This is a genomic window from Pseudomonas sp. TR47, from assembly GCF_044143025.1.
GTDB classification, from domain to species: Bacteria; Pseudomonadota; Gammaproteobacteria; order Pseudomonadales; family Pseudomonadaceae; genus Aquipseudomonas; species Aquipseudomonas putida_E.
On record NZ_JBHFCS010000027.1, the window covers coordinates 24,407 to 45,406 of the forward strand.

General features: G+C 62.8%; 20 protein-coding genes and 1 tRNA gene. 8 read left to right on the plus strand and 13 right to left on the minus strand.

Features of this window, described 5'->3' with window-relative positions:
- The first annotated feature begins 26 nt into the window (after positions 1 to 26).
- On the plus strand, positions 27 to 641 hold the full coding sequence (locus ACEWE8_RS22520; protein WP_012312954.1) for an NAD(P)-dependent oxidoreductase: 615 nt from the start codon (positions 27 to 29) through the stop codon (positions 639 to 641).
- On the opposite strand, the gene ACEWE8_RS22525 is transcribed toward ACEWE8_RS22520, so the two are convergent.
- Entirely contained in the window at positions 635 to 1,513 is an 879-nt protein-coding gene (locus ACEWE8_RS22525; RefSeq protein ID WP_046784925.1) for a LysR substrate-binding domain-containing protein, read from the minus strand. The genes ACEWE8_RS22520 and ACEWE8_RS22525 overlap by 7 nt on opposite strands.
- 113 nt (positions 1,514 to 1,626) lie before the next feature.
- Here ACEWE8_RS22525 and ACEWE8_RS22530 point away from each other — a divergent pair, with 113 nt between their 5' ends.
- Positions 1,627 to 3,264, plus strand: a complete 1,638-nt coding sequence (locus ACEWE8_RS22530) for a 5-guanidino-2-oxopentanoate decarboxylase (RefSeq protein WP_046784926.1) — start codon at positions 1,627 to 1,629, stop codon at positions 3,262 to 3,264.
- Between the two features lie 12 nt (positions 3,265 to 3,276).
- Here the strand turns inward: ACEWE8_RS22530 and ACEWE8_RS22535 are convergent, their stop codons facing one another.
- Entirely contained in the window at positions 3,277 to 4,197 is a 921-nt protein-coding gene (locus tag ACEWE8_RS22535) for an AraC family transcriptional regulator (RefSeq protein ID WP_039604874.1), read from the minus strand.
- A 202-nt stretch (positions 4,198 to 4,399) separates the two neighbouring features.
- Between ACEWE8_RS22535 and ACEWE8_RS22540 the strand changes: the two genes are divergently transcribed.
- On the plus strand, positions 4,400 to 4,693 hold the full coding sequence (locus ACEWE8_RS22540) for a putative quinol monooxygenase (protein WP_012312958.1): 294 nt from the start codon (positions 4,400 to 4,402) through the stop codon (positions 4,691 to 4,693).
- A 56-nt stretch (positions 4,694 to 4,749) separates the two neighbouring features.
- A complete protein-coding gene (locus ACEWE8_RS22545; RefSeq protein ID WP_046784964.1) occupies positions 4,750 to 4,983 on the plus strand; it encodes a hypothetical protein in 234 nt (77 codons plus the stop codon).
- Here ACEWE8_RS22545 and ACEWE8_RS22550 read toward each other — a convergent pair whose 3' ends face one another.
- The 6 genes from ACEWE8_RS22550 to bglX all read right to left on the minus strand — a co-directional run bounded on the left by ACEWE8_RS22550 (position 4,984) and on the right by bglX (position 13,475).
- Entirely contained in the window at positions 4,984 to 5,589 is a 606-nt protein-coding gene (locus ACEWE8_RS22550) for a flavin reductase family protein (protein WP_046784927.1), read from the minus strand.
- A 116-nt stretch (positions 5,590 to 5,705) separates the two neighbouring features.
- Positions 5,706 to 6,032 carry a hypothetical protein gene (locus ACEWE8_RS22555; RefSeq protein WP_046784928.1) on the minus strand — a complete coding sequence of 109 codons (327 nt, stop codon included), beginning with the start codon at positions 6,030 to 6,032 and terminating at the stop codon, positions 5,706 to 5,708.
- Positions 6,033 to 6,418: 386 nt separating this feature from the next.
- Positions 6,419 to 7,738: an MFS transporter gene (locus ACEWE8_RS22560; protein WP_046784965.1), complete on the minus strand. Its 1,320-nt coding sequence runs from the start codon at positions 7,736 to 7,738 to the stop codon at positions 6,419 to 6,421.
- A 277-nt stretch (positions 7,739 to 8,015) separates the two neighbouring features.
- Positions 8,016 to 9,350: a sigma-54 dependent transcriptional regulator gene (locus ACEWE8_RS22565; RefSeq protein ID WP_046784929.1), complete on the minus strand. Its 1,335-nt coding sequence runs from the start codon at positions 9,348 to 9,350 to the stop codon at positions 8,016 to 8,018.
- On the minus strand, positions 9,344 to 11,101 hold the full coding sequence (locus ACEWE8_RS22570) for an ATP-binding protein (RefSeq protein WP_046784930.1): 1,758 nt from the start codon (positions 11,099 to 11,101) through the stop codon (positions 9,344 to 9,346). The genes ACEWE8_RS22565 and ACEWE8_RS22570 overlap by 7 nt, the downstream gene beginning before the upstream one ends.
- A gap of 82 nt (positions 11,102 to 11,183) precedes the next feature.
- Complete coding sequence (gene bglX, locus ACEWE8_RS22575; protein ID WP_125924249.1) at positions 11,184 to 13,475, minus strand: beta-glucosidase BglX; 2,292 nt, start codon at positions 13,473 to 13,475, stop codon at positions 11,184 to 11,186.
- Between the two features lie 186 nt (positions 13,476 to 13,661).
- On the opposite strand from bglX, the gene ACEWE8_RS22580 reads away from it, so the two are divergent.
- On the plus strand, positions 13,662 to 14,279 hold the full coding sequence (locus ACEWE8_RS22580) for a TPM domain-containing protein (RefSeq protein ID WP_046784931.1): 618 nt from the start codon (positions 13,662 to 13,664) through the stop codon (positions 14,277 to 14,279).
- Positions 14,280 to 14,378: 99 nt separating this feature from the next.
- Positions 14,379 to 15,608, plus strand: a complete 1,230-nt coding sequence (locus ACEWE8_RS22585) for an SAM-dependent methyltransferase (protein WP_046784967.1) — start codon at positions 14,379 to 14,381, stop codon at positions 15,606 to 15,608.
- A gap of 31 nt (positions 15,609 to 15,639) precedes the next feature.
- Here ACEWE8_RS22585 and ACEWE8_RS22590 read toward each other — a convergent pair whose 3' ends face one another.
- Complete coding sequence (locus ACEWE8_RS22590) at positions 15,640 to 16,653, minus strand: DUF4917 family protein (protein WP_046784932.1); 1,014 nt, start codon at positions 16,651 to 16,653, stop codon at positions 15,640 to 15,642.
- A 113-nt stretch (positions 16,654 to 16,766) separates the two neighbouring features.
- Here ACEWE8_RS22590 and ACEWE8_RS22595 point away from each other — a divergent pair, with 113 nt between their 5' ends.
- On the plus strand, positions 16,767 to 17,834 hold the full coding sequence (locus ACEWE8_RS22595) for a glycerophosphodiester phosphodiesterase (protein WP_052750405.1): 1,068 nt from the start codon (positions 16,767 to 16,769) through the stop codon (positions 17,832 to 17,834).
- A gap of 92 nt (positions 17,835 to 17,926) precedes the next feature.
- Here ACEWE8_RS22595 and ACEWE8_RS22600 read toward each other — a convergent pair.
- From ACEWE8_RS22600 to ACEWE8_RS22615, 4 genes are all read right to left on the minus strand, one after another.
- Positions 17,927 to 18,000 (minus strand) — tRNA-Gly (locus tag ACEWE8_RS22600).
- 119 nt (positions 18,001 to 18,119) lie between these two features.
- Positions 18,120 to 19,010, minus strand: a complete 891-nt coding sequence (locus tag ACEWE8_RS22605) for an alpha/beta fold hydrolase (RefSeq protein WP_046784933.1) — start codon at positions 19,008 to 19,010, stop codon at positions 18,120 to 18,122.
- A gap of 344 nt (positions 19,011 to 19,354) precedes the next feature.
- Positions 19,355 to 20,047: a pseudouridine synthase gene (locus ACEWE8_RS22610; protein WP_046784934.1), complete on the minus strand. Its 693-nt coding sequence runs from the start codon at positions 20,045 to 20,047 to the stop codon at positions 19,355 to 19,357.
- A gap of 34 nt (positions 20,048 to 20,081) precedes the next feature.
- Complete coding sequence (locus ACEWE8_RS22615; RefSeq protein ID WP_046784935.1) at positions 20,082 to 20,312, minus strand: cysteine-rich CWC family protein; 231 nt, start codon at positions 20,310 to 20,312, stop codon at positions 20,082 to 20,084.
- Between the two features lie 246 nt (positions 20,313 to 20,558).
- On the opposite strand from ACEWE8_RS22615, the gene ACEWE8_RS22620 reads away from it, so the two are divergent.
- Complete coding sequence (locus tag ACEWE8_RS22620) at positions 20,559 to 20,999, plus strand: hypothetical protein (RefSeq protein ID WP_046784969.1); 441 nt, start codon at positions 20,559 to 20,561, stop codon at positions 20,997 to 20,999.
- Position 21,000: the final 1 nt, after the last annotated feature.

Genomic DNA, 21,000 nt, shown 5'->3' on the forward strand with positions numbered 1-21,000 from the left:
TCCATTCAACTGAAGGAGTGTTCCTCATGAGCAAGATCGCAATCATCGGTGCTACTGGCCGCGCTGGCAGCCAACTGCTGGAAGAGGCGTTGCGCCGCGGGCACAGTGTGCTCGCCATTGCCCGCGACCCTTCGACACTGCAGGGGCGCGCGGGCGTGACCGTGCAGGCGCTCGACGTCAAGGACAGCGCGGCGCTTCAGAAGGCGCTGGCGGGTGTGGATGCGGTGCTGAGCGCTGCGCATTTTTCGACCATTGAGCCGCATGCGATCATCGAGCCGGTCAAGCGTGCGGGCGTCAAACGCCTGTTGGTGGTCGGGGGCGCCGGCAGCCTGCTGTTGCCTTCCGGGCATCGGGTCATCGACAGCCCGGACTTTCCCGAGGCTTACAAGGCCGAGGCCAGCGCCGGTGTACGCTTTCTTGAGGTGCTGCGCCAGGAACAGAACCTGGACTGGACCTTCCTGTCGCCGTCGGCTGAGTTCGTCGAAGGGGAGCGGACAGGGCATTACACCTTGGGCAAGGACCACCTGCTGATCGGCGCCGATGGCAAGAGCTGGATTACCTTTGCCGACTACGCCATTGCCATGCTCGATGAACTGGAGAAACCGGCGCATTCGCGGCAGCGGTTTACCGTCGGTTACTGAGCCTCGGCACGGCCCTCCAGCCAGTCCATCAGCTCGGCCAGCCCTGCTGGCAAGCTTTTGGACTGGCAGGCCAGGTAATAGGCTTTGCCGGTGGTCACCTTCAACCCGAAGGGCATGCACAAACGCCCGCCGCGCAGGTCATCGCCAATCAATGCCCAATCGCCAATGGCAATTCCAGTGCCCTGGGATGCCATGGCCATGGCCATGTCCAGCGTCTCGAAGTGCTGCTTCGGCCCGTGCAGGTCGAGTGACGCACCGGCCGCTTGCAGCCACAGGCGCCAGTCATGCTCATCCCGCGATGGGTGCAGCAGCATATGGCGCGCCAGGTCCTCGACCTGCTTCAGTGGTAAAGGCCCAGCCAGTAACGATGGCGCGCAGACGGGCGTGAGTTGCTCATCGAACAGCTTGCGCACCCGCAGCCCATGATTGGGCAAGCTGCCATAGACCACCGCCGCATCGAACCCTTCGCGCCGAAAATCCACGCCATGTTGCACCGTGGTGGTCAGCTCTACCGGCACATCCGGGCGCAGTGCCTGCCATTCCATCAGGCGCGGCAACAGCCAGCGCATCACGCAGGTCGGCGCCTTGAGCTGCAAGGTCGTGCTGCGCCCGCCCACCTCGCGCACACCCTGTTCGATCAAGGCGAACACCTGTTGCACGCGCGGCAGCCAGTCCTGGCCTTCACGCGTCAGGCTCAGGCCGCGGGCCTGGCGTTGGAACAGGGCATACCCCAGGTGCTCTTCGAGCCCGGCGATCTGCCGGCTGACGGCGCCCTGGGTGATATGCAACTGCTGTGCGGCACGGGTGAAGTTGCAGTGCTGAGCGGTGATCAGGAAGGTGTGCAGAGCGGAAAGCGGTGGAAGGCGTTTCATCGCGCAAGCCATGATTACAGGACATGGCTAGTATGTGTTTTTTTGCCTTGTGGCGATAGCTGTGCGTTGGGTCCAATGAGCGCAGATTCCAACAAGATCCAAGGTGAAACGCGATGGCTACCTGCGGCGAAGTACTGGTCAAACTCCTCGAAGGCTATGGCGTAGACCATGTCTTCGGCATCCCCGGCGTACATACCGTGGAGCTCTACCGAGGGCTGGCGGGCTCGTCCATCCGCCATATCACACCGCGTCATGAGCAAGGTGCCGGGTTCATGGCTGACGGCTATGCGCGTACGCGTGGCAAGCCGGGTGTATGTTTCATCATCACCGGCCCAGGGATGACCAACATCACCACCGCGATGGGCCAGGCCTACGCCGATTCGATCCCGATGCTGGTGATTTCCAGCGTGCAGTCGCGCAGCCAGCTGGGTGGTGGCCGTGGCAAGCTGCACGAGCTGCCCAACCAGAGCGCCCTGGTGGCTGGGGTGGCTGCCTTCTCGCAAACCTTGATGAGCGCTGATGACTTGCCACAGGTACTGGCGCGCGCGTTTGCCGTGTTCGATGGCGCCCGGCCGCGCCCGGTACATATCGAGATTCCGCTGGACGTGCTGGTCGAGCCTGCTGACCATCTGCTGCCGGGCCGCCCTGTACGCAGTAGCCGCGCGGGCGCCGCGCCGCAGGCTGTGGCACTGATGGCCGAACGCCTGGCCAAGGCGCGCAAGCCTTTGATCCTGGCAGGCGGCGGTGCTTTGGCTGCTGGCCCTGCGCTGGCGCGCATGGCCGAGTACCTGCAGGCCCCTGTGGCTCTGACCATCAATGCAAAGGGCCTGCTGCCCTCTGACCATCCGTTGCAGATCGGTTCGACCCAGTCGCTGGTCGCCACCCGCGCGCTGGTGGCTGAGGCTGATGTAGTGCTGGCGATTGGCACCGAACTGGCTGAAACCGACTACGACGTGACGTTCAAGGGCGGCTTTGAAATCCCCGGCGCACTGCTGCGCATCGACATCGATCCGGACCAGACCGTGCGCAATTACCTGCCGGAGCTGGCGCTGGTCGCCGATGCCGAGCTGGCAGCACAGGCATTGCTCGATGCCTTGCACGACCTGCCACAGCCTGCCCGCGATGGCGCGTGGGGGGCGGCACGCGCGCAGCGCCTGCGCACGTCACTGCACGCTACCTGGGACCAGCCAACCCTGAGCCAGACCCGCCTGCTGACCAGCATTCTGGAACGCTTGCCCAACGCCATCCTGGTGGGCGATTCGACTCAGCCTGTGTACACCGGCAACCTGACCCTGGATATGGATCAGCCACGCCGCTGGTTCAATGCCTCGACCGGTTACGGCACCTTGGGTTATGCACTGCCGGCGGCGATGGGGGCGTGGCTGGGCAGCGCCGAGCAACCGGCCACGCGTGCCCCGGCAGTGTGCCTGATCGGGGACGGAGGGCTGCAGTTCACCCTGCCGGAGCTGGCCAGTGCGGTGGAGGCGCAGGTGCCGTTGATCGTGCTGCTGTGGAATAACCAGGGCTATGAAGAGATCAAGAAATACATGGTCAATCGTGCCATCGAGCCGGTAGGGGTCGATATCCATACCCCGGATTTCATTGGCGTGGCACGTGCGTTGGGGGCTGAAGCGGAACAGGTTGGCGATGTGCAGCAGTTGCAGGCGGCCCTGGGGCGGGCAGTGGAGCGTAAGGGGCCGACGTTGATCCAGGTCGATCAGAACCAGTGGCAGGCGGTGGTAGAAGGCTGATTGTGCACTCTGTTACCCGGCACTGGCCCGCAAGCGCGCCACATCCCGGATCGGCGGCGCGCCATACAGCCGGCTGTACTCGCGGCTGAACTGTGATGGGCTTTCATAACCCACCCGATAACCCGCCACCGCTGCCTCGAGGCCATCGTTGAGCATCAGCCGGCGGGCCTCCTGCAGGCGCAACTGCTTCTGGTACTGCAAGGGGCTCATGGAGGTCACGGCTTTGAACCTGTGGTGCAAGGTTGACGTGCTGAGGTTGACCTCCCGAGCCAGGTCCTCGATGCGCAGCGGTTGCTGGTAATTCTGATTGAGCCAGGTGATGGCTTGGCACACCCGGTGCGTCTGGCTGTTGGCCAGGGCAATTTCATACAGGCGGTAACCCTGAGGGCCGCGCAACAGGCGATAGAGGATTTCCCGCCGGATCAGCGGCGCCAGCATGGCAATGTCACGCGGGGCGTCCAGCAGGCGAATCAGGCGCAGCAGTGCGTCGAGCAGTTGCGGATCTGTCCTTTCCACATAGAGGCCGCGACCTGAGGGCAGATTGGGCACCAGCATCGGCCCGCTTTCGGCAATCAACTGGCTGATCTCGGCCGGGTCAAGGTCCAGACGCAGGCCCAGGCTGGGGTTTTCCGGGCTGGCATCGAGCTTGGCACCGCTGAGCGGCAGGGTCACCGACACCACCATGTAATGCAGCGGGTCGTAGGCATACTGCTCGTCGCCCAGAAACAAGCTTTTGCTGCCTTGGGCGAGGACGCACAGGGCAGGCTGGGCCAGGGTTGGCACCGAGCGCACGTTCTCGGTGTAGCGCACCAGGTACAGATCATCGATGGCCGACGCGGGGCCGTGGGCTTCGCCGGCATGGCGCCCGATCAGCTCGGCCAGTTCCTGGCGCTGCACTTCCAGGGTCGGATCAATGGACGGGGCGGTGGTCATGATGGCTTTCCTCTGCTGACCGACGCAGCATAGGTTTGGGCAATGGCGGGCGCTAGTCCAAAGCTGCACGTCGATTGCCTGATCCTGCCGTGCGGCAGGATCAGGCAATCGACGTGCAGTAATGGCCTAACGCGCCGCGCGAGCGCGCCACTAACCTTGGCAGCCTGGTTTTCCCGTCCGTCTGCTCCAAGGAGATCGTGCAATGGCCCTTCTACAACCGGTCACCCATTTGGCTTTCATCCGTGCCAGCAGCGGTCGTTCGGCGGAGCTCGGCGCGCGCCTGCGGGACCTGCTTGAGCCTTCGCTGAGCGCGCCTGGCTGCCTGAGCTTTACCGTACAGCGTTCGCAGGCCGATGCCGATCTTTGGCTGCTCAGTGGGAGCTGGCGTGACCAACAGGCGATGACAGGTTATTTCGAGTCGCCGACCTTGCAGGTGTTTGGCGAACTGGTGCAGGCCCAGGTGGTCAGCAGCCTGGATCTGCATACCTTCGGTTGAATGCCATGCCGCGCGGGGTAGAATGCCGCCCCTCGATCAACGACGCGGATTGCAACATGGCACGTAAAGAATTCCCGCATTTCGAAGCGGTTTCGGCGATGGTCCCGGTGGAAGGCGGCGGCTACAACGCCGCTATCGCGGTCAAGGCGCTGGGCATGGGCGGTGCGCCGCGCTTTCACAAGGTGCTCGACGGTCAGGTGTTCAAGAGCGCCATGGCGGCCGATGAGGCCGCCTGCGCCCAACTCGAACGCCTCAAGGGCGTTGGTGAAGAAGGCGAGCTGGTCTGGTGATCAGGCCTGCGGCCTTCTCATCTTGAACAGGTTGCCCAGCTCGAAGTAGTCCGCCGGGCCACCGCCTCGCAAGATCGGCTCGGCGGCCGCGGTATCGTAGATACCGTCCTTGAGCAGGTGCTCAGCGATATGCACCGCCACCACCTCGCCGAGGATCAGCCAGCTCGGCACATGTTCCTGGTCGGCCCGCTTGAGCTGGACGATCTGGCTCACCTTGCATTCGAAAGCCACCGGGGTTTCGCCCACGCGGGGCACCTTCACCAGGCTTGACGGGGTTGCCGTCAACCCGCTCAAGTCGAACTCGTTCACCTCTGCCGGTACGGCTGCGCAGCTCTGGTTCATGGCTTCGGCCAGCGGGCGGGTGGCCAGGTTCCAGACGAACTCACCGGTCTGCTCGATATTGTTCAGGCTGTCTTTGCGCCCGACGCTGCAGAAACCGATGATCGGTGGGATGTAGTTGAAGGCGTTGAAGAAACTGTAGGGCGCGAGGTTCAAGCGGCCTTCGTGGTCCTGGGATGAGATCCAGCCGATCGGGCGTGGGCCGACGATGGCATTGAACGGGTCGTGGGGCAGGCCGTGGCCTTTGGCGGGTTCGTAGTAATACATCTGTCGGGCCTGTGGCCCTACCTCCAGAGGGGACGAGGCGCCTAGTGTGCCAAGCTTGTGCCCGCCTGGAAATGATCAAGCCCGACCGAGGCCGGGCTGGTTGCACGCATCAGGGATCAGCTGATGCGGTGAGCGTTGGTGCGGTCGAAGCCGTCTTCGGCGAAGCGCTGTGCGCCAGTGCGGTCGAAGCCGTCTTCGGCGAAGCGCTGTGCGCCAGTGCGATCGAAGCCGTCTTCGGCGAAGCGCTGTGCGCCAGTGCGATCGAAGCCGTCTTCGGCGAAGCGTTGTGCACCGGTACGGTCGAAACCGTCTTCAGCGTAAGTGGCCGCTTGGCTCTGGGCCGCTGCGAAGCTGTGGCCTTTGGTGCGCTCGAAGCCATCTTCGGCGAAGGCGCCAGTGGCGAAAACCGAGAGGGCCAGGGTGAGGATCAGTTTGTTTTTCATGGTCGTTGCTCCGTTGGGTTCAAGAGGTTGTTTGTTTCTATGGGTCCAATGCTACGCCGATTAATTTGATTAAAAAGCGCAAAAATTGGCGTTAAATAATCGAATTATTAGATCATTTTGGGCGCACCGATTGTCACTTCGCACTGGGTACGGCCCGGCAACGCCAGGGATGCGTTGCGCAGTGCAATTGGGCTCCAGCCTACGCAGGATGCAGCAGCGGTATTAATTCGGGGTTAAGGCGGGGATTTGGTGGGCTGTCGGGTGAGTGTCAAGGGCGCCAGAACACTCAAACCATGCAACCAGCGACATCACAAAAGCTTTGCGAGCAACCAAAAAAAGGGGCGCCCAGTTACTGGGGCGCCCCTTTTCAAACCGCAGGATCACTGTCAGTCAGTCGTAATCCGCGAATGCTGCTTGGTGTCCTTCATGGTCGCGTACACCAACAGCGAACAAGCGATGCACGCCGTGACGTACCAGTAGAAACCGCTCTCCATCCCGGCGCTCTTGAACCACAGGGCTACGTATTCTGCGGTGCCGCCGAAGATCGAGACGGTCAGGGCGTAAGGCAGGCCAACACCCAGGGCGCGGATCTCGGTCGGGAACAGTTCGGCTTTGACCACGGCATTGATCGAGGTGTAACCGCTGACGATGATCAACGCAGCCATGATCAGGAAGAACGCGCCCCACCAGGACTCAATGGTGTGCAGGGTGCTGAGGATCGGTACGGTGAACAGGGTGCCCAGTACGCCGAAGGCAATCAGGATCGGGCGACGGCCGATCTTGTCCGACAGGCCGCCGATGATCGGCTGCAGGCACATGAACAGGAACAGTGTGGCCGCCGAGATGGTGGTCGAGTCACTGATGCTCATGCCAACAGTGTTGACCAGGTATTTCTGCATGTAGGTGGTGTAGGTGTAGAAGGCCAAAGTACCGCCCATGGTCAGGCCGACCACGGTCATCAGTTCCTTGGGGTGGCGCATCAGGGTGCGCATCAGGCTTTCCTTGGCCTTTTCCTTCTTGGTGAACGAGGCGGTTTCTTCCATGCCGCGGCGCAGGTACAGCGCGACCACCGCGCAGAGCGCGCCAATCACGAACGGTACGCGCCAGCCCCAGGCATACAGTTGCTCGGTGGTCAGCGTCTGCTGCAGAACGATCAGCACCGCCAGGGCGATGAGCTGACCGGAGATCAGGGTCACGTACTGGAAGCTGGAGAAGAAACCACGGCGCTCCTTGCTGGCCATTTCGCTGAGGTAGGTGGCCGAGGTGCCGTATTCACCCCCTACCGACAGGCCTTGCAGCAGGCGGGCGATGACCAGCAGGACCGGGGCGGCGACGCCGATGGTTTCGTAACCCGGGGTCAGGGCGATGACCAGAGAGCCGGCGCACATGAGCAGAACCGAGGCCATCAGCGCGGCCTTGCGCCCCTTGCGGTCGGCGTACAGGCCCATCAGCCAGCCACCGATCGGGCGCATGAGGAAGCCCACGGCGAAAATCGCGGCGGTGTTGAGCAGTTGTGCGGTGGAATCGCCGGCCGGGAAGAACGCCTTGGCGAAATACAGCGAGAATGCGGCGTAGACGTACCAGTCGTACCATTCGACCATGTTGCCGATGGAGCCGCTGAAAATCGACTTGAGGCGGCTGGCGGTGGTTCTTTCTGCGGCGGGCGCGACGGCTGCCCCGGTTGGCAGGGAGGTGGCGTTATCCATCAGGGATACCTTCTCGTTGTTTTTGTGGAGCGCGCCGAAGCGCAGCTTGCCAGCGAGATTGCAGAAGGTGTGCCAAACGGGTGCGTGGTGATTCATTTGAGGGCGCGTGGTGCCGTTCGAGGAGCTTCAGCTTGCATGGAAGCCGCGCTGCCGCTGGCCGGCCGCGGTTTGCTTCGGTATGCGCCTGCACGTGATGAACTGCAGGGCAGGCCTAGGAAAAAGAGTGGAAGTAAGCGGATTTTTGCTTATTGAGATTAACCAATAGGCGGATTTCCGCTCATTCCCGCACGACGAAATCCTCGCGTACCAGCCCATGGCGCTGCATTTTTTCGTTGAGGGTGCGCCTGGGCAGTTGCAAGTCTTGCATCACGCCCTTGATCTCACCCTTGTGCAAGCGCAACGCCACACGCAGGCATTGCGCCTCGAACGCCTCCATCTGCTCTACCAGGGATTGGCCTGCAGGCAAGCTGTCAAGGCTCGGCGAACCCAAGCCCAGCGCGTGGCGTTCGGCGGCATTGGCCAGTTCCCGCACGTTGCCCGGCCAGTCATGTGACAGCAGCTGCGCCAGTTGCGTACCCGACAACGGCGGGGCTGAGCGGCCGAGCTTCTGGGCTGCAGCGTGGGCGAAGTGTTCGAACAGCAGCGGGATGTCCTCGCGCCGCTCGCGCAACGGTGCCAGGCGCAGTTCGGCGACATTCAGGCGATAGGCCAGGTCTTCGCGAAAACGCCCGGCGCGTGCCTCTTCGAGCAGGTCGGGCTTGGTTGCGGCGATAATTCGCAGGTCGACGCTGATGCTCTGATTGGCCCCCAGCCTTTCCAGCTTCTGCTCCTGGATCACCCGCAGCAGCTTGGCCTGCTGGGCCAATGGCATGCTCTCGATTTCATCGAGAAACACCGTGCCGCCGTTGGCATATTCGAGCTTGCCGATGCGCTTGCCTTGGGCGCCGGTAAAGGCACCGCTTTCGTGGCCGAACAGTTCGGCTTCGAACAGCGACTCAGGGATGGCTGCACAGTTGAGCGCCACGAAGGGCTTGCCTGCACGCGGGCCGAAGTCGTGCAGGCAGCGCGCCACGCGCTCCTTGCCACTCCCGGTTTCGCCGCGAATCAGCACATTGACCGGCAGGCTGGCCAGGTCCAGCACCTGCCGACGCAATTGCTGCAGGCCTTGGGACATACCCAGAAGCGTGGATTCCAGGCGCGACTTGAGGTCTGCCTGCTCATGCAGGCGGCGGTTCTCCAGCACCAGCTGGCGCTTCTCCAGCGCGCGGCGCAGGCTCCCGAGCAGGTGCTGTGGCGTGAAGGGTTTTTCCAGGAAATCGTAGGCGCCGTTGCGCATGGCCTCGACCGCCATAGGCACATCGCCATGCCCGGTCAGAAGAATGACCGGCAGGTCCGGATCATCGGCCTGCAGGCGCTCGAGCAGCTGCAAGCCGCCCATGCCCGGCATGCGCACGTCACTGATGACAACCCCTGGAAAATGACAGGGCAACTGAGCCAGGCAGTCCTCGGCGCGGGCGAACAACTGCACGTTGAAACCGGACAGGTTCAACCATTGCTCGACGGCGCTGCGAATACTGGCTTCATCATCGACAACGATCACTGAATTCAACATGCAGGCTCCAGGTCGCGGGGCAGGGTAAGGCTCAGGCGCGCACCGCCTGGCAGGTTTTCGGCCTGCAACTGGCCGCCGGCTTCATGGATGATGCCATAGGAAATCGCCAGGCCCAGGCCAAGCCCTTCACCCACCGGTTTGGTGGTGAAGAAGGGGTCAAACACCCTGGCCAGGTCGGTCTCGGCAATCCCGCCGCCAGAGTCGAGCACGCTCAATCGCCATTGATCGTGCTCGGGTTCGATGCGGATTTCCAGGCGTTTGTAACGTTTGTCGGCCATGGCGTCGAGGGCGTTGCGCAGCAGGTTGATCAACACTTGCTCCAGGCGGATCGCATCACCGCGTACCCATGCCGGGCGCGCCAGGTAGAGGGCCACTTCGACCTCGTCGCTGCGGATGCGTGTGTCCAGCAGGTGCAGGGCCTGATCGACAACGGTCGCCAGGTCCAGCCGCTCGCGCAGGCCGACCGGGCTGTTACGGGCGAAGGTTTTCAGGTGGCTGGTGAGCGCGGCCATGCGCGTGAGCATCTGCTCCAGCGGCTCCAGGGCCTGGCGTGCCTCGTCGTAGCGGCCGTGATCGAGCAGCAGGCGCAGGGTTTCCAGTTGCATGCGCTGGGTCGTCAGCGGCTGGTTGATCTCGTGGGCCATGGCGGCTGACATCTGCCCCAGTGCGGCCAGTTTGGCCGACTGCACCAGGCCCTCCTGGGCGGTACGCAGCTCGCGGGTGCGCTCTTCGACCTGGCGCTTGAGCTCTTCACGGCTGCGCCGGCGCAAGCGGGCCAGGCGCAGGCGCTGGCTGACGAACAGTGCAGCGAACACCAGGCTCAGCCACGCGGCAGCTGCGCCCAGGGCTGCATTACGGCCATCAGCGGCCAGTTGTGGTTTGCGCAACAGGTGCAAGGTCCAGTCTTCACTTTCCAGCGGTAGGCTTTCCCACAGGTACTCGGCAGGCCCATCAGGCCCCTGCACGCGGCTGAGGGTGCTGTTGCTGGCGAAGCGGGTCAACACCTGATGCTGCAGCGGTACCAGCGGTTGCTTGTCGTACTGGCGGGTCTCGGCCAGCTCTGCCCGATCGGGCCCGCTGAGCGGTTGCAGCTCGCGGTAACGCCAGCCGTCCTGGTTGGCGATGAAGGTGATGCCGCGTGCATCGCTGACCAGCAGGATGTCGTTGCCTTGGCGCCACTCGCGTTCCAGCTCGGGAAACTCTAGTTTCACCACCATGGCCCCGAGAAAACGGCCTTGTTCGTCAGTGACTGCGCTGGACAGGAAATACCCCGGCACGCCACTGGTCACGCCAACGGCATAGAAGCGGCCGCTACCCTGGCTGCGGGTTTGCTTGAAATACGGACGAAAGCCGTAGTTGGAGCCTACGTAGGTGGTGGGCAAGCGCCAGTTGCTGGCCGCCACGGCCAGCCCGGTGCGATCGAGCAGCTCCAGGGTGGAGGAATTGGCAGCACCATTGATGCGTTCGAGCTTAAGGTTGAGCGCGTCCTGTACCGGCTCGCTGATCGGGCCGCGCAGAGCCTGAATCAGTTCCGGGTCCAACGCCAGCACGGCGGGCAGGGCGCGATAGCGTTCGATCAGGGTATGCAGCGAGGTGGCGTACAGCCCCAACTGCTGGCTGGCACGACGGGCGTCATCCTCCATGGCCTGACGCTTGGCCTGGTGCATGGCCCAGCCGGCACTGAGCGCGGTGCCAGCGAAGATCAGCAGGGTGATCAGCCCCAGACGCAGGGCGCGAAAGGAAAATGGCATGGGGCGGGTCCGGATGAAGGAGTTGTCAGTACCGTCCTATCGCCGTCAAACCGGCGACAGGACGGTAATGCTTGCAGACCGGTTACAGCAGTTCGAAGCTCTTCTGCTGCACGGCCTCTGAGTCCAGCCCGACCTGGACATTGAAAGCGCCAGGTTCAGCCACCCGCTGCAGCTGCCCATTGAAGAACTTCAGGTCTTCCTCGCTGATGCGGAAGGCCAAGGTCCGCGACTCACCGGCCTTGAGCATCACTTTCTGGAAGTTTTTAAGCTCCTTCACCGGGCGGCTCATGGATGCTGCTACGTCCTGCAGGTACAACTGGACCACGGTCTCGCCATCCACCTTGCCGGTGTTCTTCACCGTCACCTTCGCCTCCAGCGTGTCGCCGCGCTTGAGGTCCTTGTGCGACAGGTTCAGCCCCGACAGCTCGAAGGTGCTGTAGCTCAAGCCGTAACCGAACGGGTACAGCGGGCCGTTTGGCTCCTCGAAGTACTGTGAGGTGTAGTTGCCCGGCTTGCCTGGGGTGAACGGGCGGCCAATGCGCGTGTGGTTGTAGTACATCGGGATCTGCCCGACCGAACGCGGGAAGGTGATGGCCAGCTTGCCCGAAGGGTTGTAGTCACCGAACAGCACGTCGGCGATGGCATTGCCGCCCTCGGTGCCAGCGAACCAGGTTTCCAGGATGGCATCGGCCTGTTCGCGTTCCCAGGCGATCGACAGCGGCCGGCCGTTCATCAGCACCAGTACCAGCGGCTTGCCAGTGGCTTTCAGGGCCTTGATCAGCTCGCGCTGGCTGGCCGGGATCTCCAGGGTGGTGCGGCTGGACGACTCGTGAGACATGCCGCGGGACTCGCCGACCACCGCCACCACCACATCGGACTGCTTCGCTGCCTTGACCGCTTCATCGATCAGCACAGCGGCCGGGCGCGGATCGTCAACGATTTCCGGGGCATCGAAGTTGAGGAAGTTGAGGTAATCGACGATCGCCTTGTCGCCGGTAACGTTGGAGCCTTTGGCATAGACCAGCTTGGCCTTGCCCTCGACGGCGCGGCGCAGGCCTTCGCGCACGGTGACCGAGTGCATCGGTTTGCCGTCGGCAGCCCAGCTGCCCATCATGTCGATCGGCGCATCGGCCAGCGGGCCGACCAGGGCAATGGTGCCGGCTTTTTTCAGCGGCAGGGTCTGCTTGCGGTTTTCCAGCAGCACCAGGCTGCGGCGCGCCACGTCGCGCGCGGCGTCACGGTGCAGGCGGTCTTCGCCGTAGTAATCCTTCAGGTCGGTTTCGGCCTTGCCGATCCGCACGTACGGGTCCTTGAACAGGCCCATTTCATACTTGGCGCCCAGTACTTCGCGCACGGCCTGGTCCAGTTCGGCCTGGGTCACCTCGCCTGACTTGAGCAGCCCTGGCAGCTCTTCGCCATAGAGGGTGTCGTTCATGCTCATGTCGATGCCAGCCTTGATCGCCAGCTTGGCCGCTTCGCGACCATCGTGGGCGACGCCGTGGCGGATCAGTTCCTGGATGGCACCGTGGTCACTGATGGTCACGCCCTTGAAGCCCCACTCCTTGCGCAGCAGGTCGTTCATCAGCCAGGTATTGGAGGTGGCCGGCACGCCGTTGATCGAGTTCAGCGCCACCATCACCCCGCCGGCACCGGCGTCGAGCGCGGCGCGGTAGGGCGGCAGGTAGTCGTTGTACATCTTCGGCAGGCTCATATCGACCGTGTTGTAGTCGCGCCCGCCTTCCACCGCGCCATACAGGGCGAAGTGCTTGACGATGGCCATGATGCTGTCCGGGTTGGCCGGGCTGCTGCCCTGGAACGAGCGGACCATCGCCTGGCCGATCCTCGAGGTCAGGTAGGTGTCCTCACCGAAACCCTCGCTGGTGCGGCCCCAGCGAGGGTCGCGGGCGATGTCGACCATGGGTGCAAAGGTCATGTCCAGGGCGTCGGCGGCGGCTTCGATGGCCGAGGTGCGGCCGACCTTGGCGATGGCGTCCATATCCCAGGTGGCAGCCAGCCCCAGGCCGATCGGGAAAATGGTGCGCTCGCCGTGGATGGTGTCGTAGGCGAAGAACATCGGAATCTTCAGGCGGCTGCGCATGGCGGCGTCCTGCATGGGCCGGTTCTCGGGGGCAGTGCGCGAGTTGAAGGTACCGCCGATACGGCCTGCGGCGATTTCTTCGCGGATCTTGTCGCGTGGCATCTCCGGGCCGATGCTGATCAGGCGCAGCTGGCCGATCTTTTCAGCCTCGGTCATCTGGCTGATCAGATGCTCGATGAATGCCTGCTTGTCCTGCAGGGGCGGGGCGGTGGGGGCGGCAAGGGCCGCCTGGCTGGCAAGGCCCAAGGCCAGGCCCAGCAAAGACAGTTTCATCATGAATTCCGTTGTCGAGGCCTGTGCCGTATCCACGGTGATACGCGCGCGGCCGAAGTTTTCAGGCGGCTATTGTTGTACGATTCACCGGCATTAATTCCAGCGGCGGATTATGCCTGATTATGGCGCTCGCTGAGGATCACCCGAGTGCCGGGACAACAACTATAAAAACGATCAGAGACCGAAGGCATGACTTCCCTCGACGAATACGAGCAGCGCCAGATCGCTGAGGCCATCGCGCGCGTGGAACGGCGCACCGATGCCGAGCTGGTGACCGTGCTGGCCCGGCGTGCCGATGATTACGCCTACCTTCCACTGTTTTGGGCCGCCGTGCTGGCGCTGGTGGTGCCTGGCCTTTTGCAGCTGCTGCTGGGCTGGCCCGTTGGGCACGGGCTGCTGGTGGCCAACCTGCTGCTGTTCATCGGCCTTTGTGCGCTGCTACGTACCCCACGCCTGAACGCCTGGTTGGTCCCCCCTGCGCTGCGCCGCTGGCAGGCATCGCGCCTGGCCCGGCAACAGTTTCGCGAGCAGAAACTGCATTGCACGGCCAAGGGGGCTGGGGTGCTGATCTTCGTGGCCGAGGCGGAGCTGCATGTGGAGATCCTGGTCGATCAAGGTATCGATTGCCACCTCGATGCACACTCGCGTGCGGTGATTGGTGCCCGCTTCGCCGAACAGGTGCGCCAGGGCCGTACCTTGCAGGGGTTTGTCGAGTGCATCGAGGCCTGCGGTGAACGGCTGTGCGAGCACGTGCCACGCACCCACGCACGCAACGAGCTGCCGAACCGTCTGGTGATTCTAGAGTGAACCACGCCCATCGCGAAAACCTTCGCCTGAGCCAGGCATCAACGTAGAATGCGCGGCATTGCGCAACGCGCTCACCGCTATCCGAGGCACCTGTTTTCCATGTCCGCCAGTACTTCCGCTTCTATCGCGCCGGACGCGCGCGCCCAGTTTCTCGACCTGCTGAGCGCTGCCTTGCACGGCAATACCCTGGTCAAACTGGTGCTGGCGCGCCATGTCGGCGAGGACCAGACCCTGCAGCGGATCATCGCCAAGCCGGTGCAGGTAAAAGGGCAGCCCAACCTTTCGTTGGTCTACCGCCACCAGACCCGCGACATCACCCGCAACGTGCCGGTGGACCAGGCCCAGGAACTGATCGCCGAGCTTCTGCCGCAGAGCTTTCGCAACGCCCACCTGTTCGACGCCGACGGCGAAGTGCAACTGACCTTCAGCAAAAAGGGCAAGCCGATGCTCCAGCGCCACGGTGCCCAGGCGCCGCGCGAGGCTGCTGCCAGCACGGGCCACGACCGCGAGAAGAAGCGTTACCTGGAACTGTCGCGGCCCTTCCTGCGCGATCTGGGCGTGACCGACGCACAGGGTGCGCTGATCCCGTCCATGTCGCGCAAGTGGAAGCAGATCAACAAGTTCGTTGAAGTGTTCGATCACGCACTGGCCAATGCGCCGGTGCCGGCTGACCAGGTGCTGCGGGTGGCCGATTTCGGTTCAGGCAAGGGCTACCTGACCTTCGCCATGCACGACTACCTGAGCAACAGCCTGGGCCGCGCAGCCCAGGTGACTGGGGTGGAGCTGCGTCAGGACATGGTCGATTTGTGCAATGCAGCGGCTGCGCGTCTGGAGCACCCGGGCCTGGAGTTTCAATGCGGTGACGTGCGCAGCGTAGTACCCGAGGCCATCGAGGTGATGATCGCCCTGCATGCCTGCGACATTGCCACCGATTACGCGATCCACACCGGAATCCGTTGCAACGCTGCGATCATCATGTGCTCGCCGTGCTGTCACAAGCAGATTCGCCCGCAACTGCACAGCCCGGGCTTGCTGCAGCCGATGCTGCAATACGGCCTGCATCTGGGGCAGCAAGCCGAGATGCTCACCGACAGCTTGCGCGCGCTGTATCTGGAAGCCTGTGGTTACGAGACCAAGGTGTTCGAGTTCATCTCGCTTGAGCACACCAACAAGAACAAGATGATTCTTGCGGTGAAGCGCAAGCAGCCCGTAGCGGCGCAAGCGCTGCTGGAAAAGATTGCGCAACTGAAAGCGTTTTATGGGGTGCAGGAGCATTGCCTGGAGACGTTGTTGCGCAACGACGGGTTGATTCCCCCCATCTCAGCGTAAGTCGGCTGTGGCGCTCGTCCCCGAGCGCCTGTCAGTGTTCTGCATGCACTGGCATCTTTATCGCGTACTCCGCCAACCCCAACGGATGCGTACCCGCATCAAAGAAATGCAGCGCTGTCCCCGCCAGATCACCAAAGCGGTCCACAAAGTGCTGCTTCTGATTGACCACCGAAGCCTCGCTCAATGGCCGTATGGCAATCGAAAGATGGCGCGGCCGCGCCTGGCGAATCGCTTCGAGCAAGTGCTGGTCACTGCTGTCCAGGTGCTGCCCGAACAGGCATAGCCCCTGGTTTTCCTGGGCCAGCTGGCCCAGGCACCAGGCCAGGTAGTCCGAGTTGCGGATGGCGCGCAGTTTTTCGTCACTGCGGTCTTCGTTGACGAACAGTGGTACTTCACCCGGAATGTTCACGGCGAAGCCGTCCAGCAGCTCGGCGCTTTCGGCGCTGCGCTGACGGGTGGTACCGTCGGGCAGCTTGAGCAGGTGCAGGCCGCCGTGCAAATGCAGCACGCGCGTCCCTTCGCTGCGGGTGCGGCGTACGTCGAAGAAGCCTTGCTCATCGAACAGCGTGGCGAAGCCCTGGGGTGCGTGCTGCACTGCCCAAGGCAGGATCAGGTCGTAGTTGCTGGTATAGACACTGCGGTAGCCGCGCAAGGCTTGGTTGATCGATGCCAGGGTTGTCGCTGGCATCTTTGGCCATGGCAGGTGCACGGTACGCACGGCGTGGATCAGCGCTTCCTTGATCGAGTAGTAGCGGTTCAGCGGCGCGGTGGAGTTGATCGCCAGGGCGGCGTTGGCGCGCACAGTCTGGTTCAGCGTGCTCAGCACCGGCTCGAACAATTCAGTGCCCAGGGACTTGAACAAGGCCTGGTCGCTGATTGCCAGGCCTTTCTTGCGGCCGGCGCGCTGGGCCTCCTCGAACAGTGAGAAATAGCCGAATGATTTCCACAGCACGCGGCTGGCGCCGTTGCCCAGTAGCAAGGCATCGCAGGGGTGGCGTTGGGCGAGTTCCTGCCAGGTGGCGAGGTGGGCGTCTAGTGCGGGCATGATGGGTCCATTCGCTGGAGCGGGAAACGGGGGCGACTTTAGCATGTCATGCAATGTGTGCGAGGGTTGCGCTACAGCCACGACAAGGTTCGCAGAATGAAAGAGGACTTCACATGCGCAAGTGTTTGATCGGGATGCTGGCCTTGGCAGCACTGGGGCCGGCCTCAGTGGCCTTGGCAACGGACGGCACAGCCCTCGCCGCAGCCCACGGCATACCATACCCGGCCGTGATCGCTCACCGCGGCGCCTCTTACGACGCACCGGAATCCACCAGGCCTGCCTACCTGTTGGCCCGCGAGTTGGGCGCCGACTACCTGGAACTGGACCTGCAGCGCACGCGCGACGGCGTGCTGGTCGTGGTCCACGACGATGAGCTGTCACGTACCAGCGATGTCGCCGAGCGTTTCCCCGAGCGCAAACACAGCCCGGTCAGTGCCTTCAGCCTCGCCGAGCTCAGGTCACTGGACGCCGGCAGCTGGTTCAACAACGCCTACCCGGCACGTGCCAGGGCATCGTTCGCCAAACTGTCGATCCTTACCCTTGACGAAGTCATCGATATTGCCGAAGGCAACCCGCAGCGCCAGCCCGGTTTGTATATCGAGACCAAGGTTCCCAGCCAGTTTCCAGGCATTGAACGGCAGCTCGAAGAGCGCTTGGAGGCCCGTGGCTGGCTCGATCGGCCTGGGCGCGTGGTGCTGCAGACATTCGATCGCAACAGCCTGGCGTTGCTGCACGAGGCGATGCCGCAGGTACCGAAGATTCTGCTGCTGTGGGTGGGTACCAAGGCCATAGCACCGGCCTCGGGGCAAGATTTGGCGGATTCAGGCGAAAGCGACAAGGCCGCTTTTTATGCACGCCAGCAACCGAAGAGCCGGGCTGAGTTCCTGCGCTGGCTGGACTTCGCCAAGCAGGGCGGTGCGATCGGTACCGGGCCTTCTGCCAAGCGCAGCAAGCTGGGCGAACAGAGCTATGCCGATCTCATTCAGCCATGGATGAACCAGGCCAGCCATGAGCGCGGGCTGCTGGTGCACGTCTATACGCTCGATGACGCGCAGGACTTCGCCGCAAGCATGAAGGCAGGGGTGGATGGGATCTTTACCAACAGGGCGGGTGCGCTACTGCGCTTTTATGATCGCCCGGCTGAAAGTGAGCCAGGTTTGCTGAAAAGGCTGGGGTACTGAGCTGTTGAAGGCGGCAAGCAGATCGACTTGCGGATGATCTTCGCCTCAGGGGCAGCGATGACGCTGGTTGAACGCCATGCGGGAATGCGGTGTGGAGCGGGTAGAGGGAATCGAACCCTCGTCGGAAGCTTGGGAAGCTACTGTTCTACCATTAAACTATACCCGCGTCTGCGCCCGACTTTTTACCAGAACCTGCCTGGAATTAGAAGCCCTCGTTATAAACCGGTGAAAAAAAGCTGTCGGCGCCCGTAGCCTGCAGGCCATGGCTACAGGGCGCCGATGCACTCAGATGGCCCATGCATGCTGCTCTTGGCTGGCATTGTACGGGGTGCGTGCCCGGGCCTGGCGCACGGTCGGCTTGAGGAAGCCGAGCAACGCGCTGCGTGTGGCTTCGCAGGCCGTCTTGTTCTCCATGTCCAGGAAGTGCCCGGCATCACGGATCACCGTGAAGTGGCTCTTGCCGACATGGTTGCCGAACTGGCGAGCGTCTTCTGCGGTGGTGTACTCGTCACGGTCGCCGTTGATGAACAGCACCGGGATGTCGATGTTGCGCGCGCCTCGCAGTGCCCGTTCCAGGTCATGCTGCAGCACCTGGTTGATGTGGAAGTGCATCTGCGCATACTCGTGGCTGTCCAGGCTGCTGACGTGCCGGTAGTTGAAGCGCTTGAACAGCGATGGCAGGTGCTTGCCGATGGTGTCGTTGACCAGGTTGCCGACCTGGTAGCGATCGCAGGCAGCCAGGTACTGGCAACCACGGTTCAGGTAGTCGCGCATCGGTTCGTTGATCACCGGTGAGAACGAGCTGACCACCGCCTTTTTCACCATACGAGGCTGGTGCGCCAGCGCCAGCAGGGTGCAGGCACCGCCCCAGGAGAACGACATCACGTGGTCGGCCTGGAAGTGCTCGATCAGCTCAAGCAGGATATGCGCCTCGTCTTCCTTGCTGATCAGGCGTTCCTGGCGGTTATGTGCCTTGGACTTGCCGGAGTAGGGCTGGTCGTACAGCACGACGTTGAATTGTGGGTGCAGGTTACGCACCGTCTGGGCGAACGAAGCCGTGGTGGCCAGTGAGCCATTGATCAGGATGATCGTCTTCTCGGCTGCATCCGCGCGATGGAACTCCGTGTAAACCCGATACTGACCTTGGATATCAAGTACAGCGATTTCTGGCCTCATGTCATCGACTCCTGGCGCAAAAAGGGTGTTCGCGTCACCTAGGGTGCACGTTCTTTATGACAGGTAGGCATTTGCCTGAAGGAATTACCGGGGCCCTGTGTCGATCCTTGGCACACGTGTCGACGGTATTGTTTTTGGCGGGCAATTTGCCGTGCTCCAAGGCATCGAGGCCTTGGGTAGTCGGCAAAAAGGTGTCTGGCGCGCGGTGTGACTGGCGAGTCACGCACGGACCGACAAGTTAGGAGTCAAGCAGTGGGTTGAGGATCACGCAAGTGCCGGCTGGGTGAAATTGTGACTTTTGTCGCCGGGCGGTCGTATGACGTCCGGACAGTGCCTGAAGCGGCCTAGACCGAGGCGATTTCCGTAGCCGTGAGTGCCCGGAATTCACCCGGCGCCAAGCCTGGATCGAGCTGGATCGCGCCCATGGTTTCCCGGTGCAACCCTACAACCTTGTTGTCGAAGTAGCCGAACATGCGCTTGACCTGGTGATAACGCCCTTCAATGATGGCCAGCCTCGCCGTGCGCGGGCCAAGGATGTCCAGTTGCGCGGGGAGGGTGGTCAGGTCTTCGAAGGCGAAGTAGAAGCCTGTGCGAAACTTGTCGACGTAATGCGCGCCGATTTCATCTTCCGTTTCCACCAGGTAGTGCTTGGGCAGCTTGGTCGCCGGCTGGGTCAGGCGCCGCGACCATTGGCCGTCGTTGGTCAGAATCATCAGCCCGGTGGTGTTGTAGTCGAGCCGCCCGGCAATGTGCAGGTCCTCGCGCAACGGCGCAGGCAGCAAATCGAGTACGGTGCGGTGCTGTGGGTCGTGCGTGGCGCTGACGCAGCCGGCCGGTTTGTGCAGCATCAGGTAGCGCGCCGGGCGCCCCGCCTGGAGTAGTTGATCATCCACCTCGATACGGCTGAATTCGCGGACTTCAGCCCGTGGGTCGGCTACCGTTTTGCCATCCACCCGCACGCGGCGCTGTACCAGCAGCAGGCGTACTTGCTGGCGGTTATAGCTGGGCAGGTTGGCGAGGAAGCGGTCAAGGCGCATGGCATCGAGGACGTCGAGGGGAGGGGCGCGCAGTCTAGCGCTTTTCTGCCTCGACCTGGGCGGGCGCGTTCTCGGGCAGACCTGCCCCTGCGGCGCAGCGCGGGCAGAGGCAGGATTTGTCGCGCAGCTCGGTTGGCAGGGCCTTCAGAACTGCGGGGTCGATGTTCACGGCGTAGCACCAGCAGGCTGCTGGCGCAGTGCGTGGGTCGGCCAGGGTGCATTGGTTGAGGGCGCCGCAGGCAGGGCAGTGCTGGCTGTCATTCATACGCTAGTCCGGGGTGTTCAATGCAGGCACGGTTGCGGCCGGCCTGCTTGCATCGTCGAGGTGCTCATTCTAGTGATATGGCCGGAAAAAGACTGCAGGTTTATTGGGGTATCCAAGCTATTTCAAATTATTGCGCAAATGGCACTGCACGATGGCGACAATGTCTCAATCATTGTCGATGTTCGCTTTGGCTTCGACGCTCGGCAGCGCCGCTGTACGGGCACCCCAGCGGTCCAGGAGGCCGCCATGTCCTATCGAATTCTGTTGATCGCCCTGTTGGGCCTGATGACAACCGCCTGCGTGCCTTACCACGAGGGAGGCCGTTATTATCGTACGGATTACTACACCGCTGACCGGTATGCCTCGCCGGGTTATTACCGCCATGACCGCTATTACGTAGCCCCCCAACCGCGCTATTACTACCACCCGGCACCGCGTTACTACCGGCCTGCGCCCGTGCCGCAATACCGTCCGCACCCGCAGCCGGGGATGAAGCAGTGGCATGGCAACCCGCGTCACGACTACGGCAACCGCCAGCGTTATGACTACGGCCGTGATCGTGACCGGCATGATTACCGCAACGATAGCCGGCGGTATCAGAACGACCGTTGGCACTCCAATGGACGGGGTGATGGTGACCGCCGTCCCGGTGGTGGCCGCAGGGGTGATCGCAACTGGCGACGGTGAA

Coding starts and splice junctions, on each gene's coding strand:
- ACEWE8_RS22520 (WP_012312954.1), top strand. CDS start 27: ATGAGCAAGATCGCAATCATCGGTGCTACTGGCCGCGCTGGCAGCCAA.
- ACEWE8_RS22525 (WP_046784925.1), bottom strand. CDS start 1,513: ATGAAACGCCTTCCACCGCTTTCCGCTCTGCACACCTTCCTGATCACC.
- ACEWE8_RS22530 (WP_046784926.1), top strand. CDS start 1,627: ATGGCTACCTGCGGCGAAGTACTGGTCAAACTCCTCGAAGGCTATGGC.
- ACEWE8_RS22535 (WP_039604874.1), bottom strand. CDS start 4,197: ATGACCACCGCCCCGTCCATTGATCCGACCCTGGAAGTGCAGCGCCAG.
- ACEWE8_RS22540 (WP_012312958.1), top strand. CDS start 4,400: ATGGCCCTTCTACAACCGGTCACCCATTTGGCTTTCATCCGTGCCAGC.
- ACEWE8_RS22545 (WP_046784964.1), top strand. CDS start 4,750: ATGGCACGTAAAGAATTCCCGCATTTCGAAGCGGTTTCGGCGATGGTC.
- ACEWE8_RS22550 (WP_046784927.1), bottom strand. CDS start 5,589: ATGTATTACTACGAACCCGCCAAAGGCCACGGCCTGCCCCACGACCCG.
- ACEWE8_RS22555 (WP_046784928.1), bottom strand. CDS start 6,032: ATGAAAAACAAACTGATCCTCACCCTGGCCCTCTCGGTTTTCGCCACT.
- ACEWE8_RS22560 (WP_046784965.1), bottom strand. CDS start 7,738: ATGGATAACGCCACCTCCCTGCCAACCGGGGCAGCCGTCGCGCCCGCC.
- ACEWE8_RS22565 (WP_046784929.1), bottom strand. CDS start 9,350: ATGTTGAATTCAGTGATCGTTGTCGATGATGAAGCCAGTATTCGCAGC.
- ACEWE8_RS22570 (WP_046784930.1), bottom strand. CDS start 11,101: ATGCCATTTTCCTTTCGCGCCCTGCGTCTGGGGCTGATCACCCTGCTG.
- bglX (WP_125924249.1), bottom strand. CDS start 13,475: ATGATGAAACTGTCTTTGCTGGGCCTGGCCTTGGGCCTTGCCAGCCAG.
- ACEWE8_RS22580 (WP_046784931.1), top strand. CDS start 13,662: ATGACTTCCCTCGACGAATACGAGCAGCGCCAGATCGCTGAGGCCATC.
- ACEWE8_RS22585 (WP_046784967.1), top strand. CDS start 14,379: ATGTCCGCCAGTACTTCCGCTTCTATCGCGCCGGACGCGCGCGCCCAG.
- ACEWE8_RS22590 (WP_046784932.1), bottom strand. CDS start 16,653: ATGCCCGCACTAGACGCCCACCTCGCCACCTGGCAGGAACTCGCCCAA.
- ACEWE8_RS22595 (WP_052750405.1), top strand. CDS start 16,767: ATGCGCAAGTGTTTGATCGGGATGCTGGCCTTGGCAGCACTGGGGCCG.
- ACEWE8_RS22605 (WP_046784933.1), bottom strand. CDS start 19,010: ATGAGGCCAGAAATCGCTGTACTTGATATCCAAGGTCAGTATCGGGTT.
- ACEWE8_RS22610 (WP_046784934.1), bottom strand. CDS start 20,047: ATGCGCCTTGACCGCTTCCTCGCCAACCTGCCCAGCTATAACCGCCAG.
- ACEWE8_RS22615 (WP_046784935.1), bottom strand. CDS start 20,312: ATGAATGACAGCCAGCACTGCCCTGCCTGCGGCGCCCTCAACCAATGC.
- ACEWE8_RS22620 (WP_046784969.1), top strand. CDS start 20,559: ATGTCCTATCGAATTCTGTTGATCGCCCTGTTGGGCCTGATGACAACC.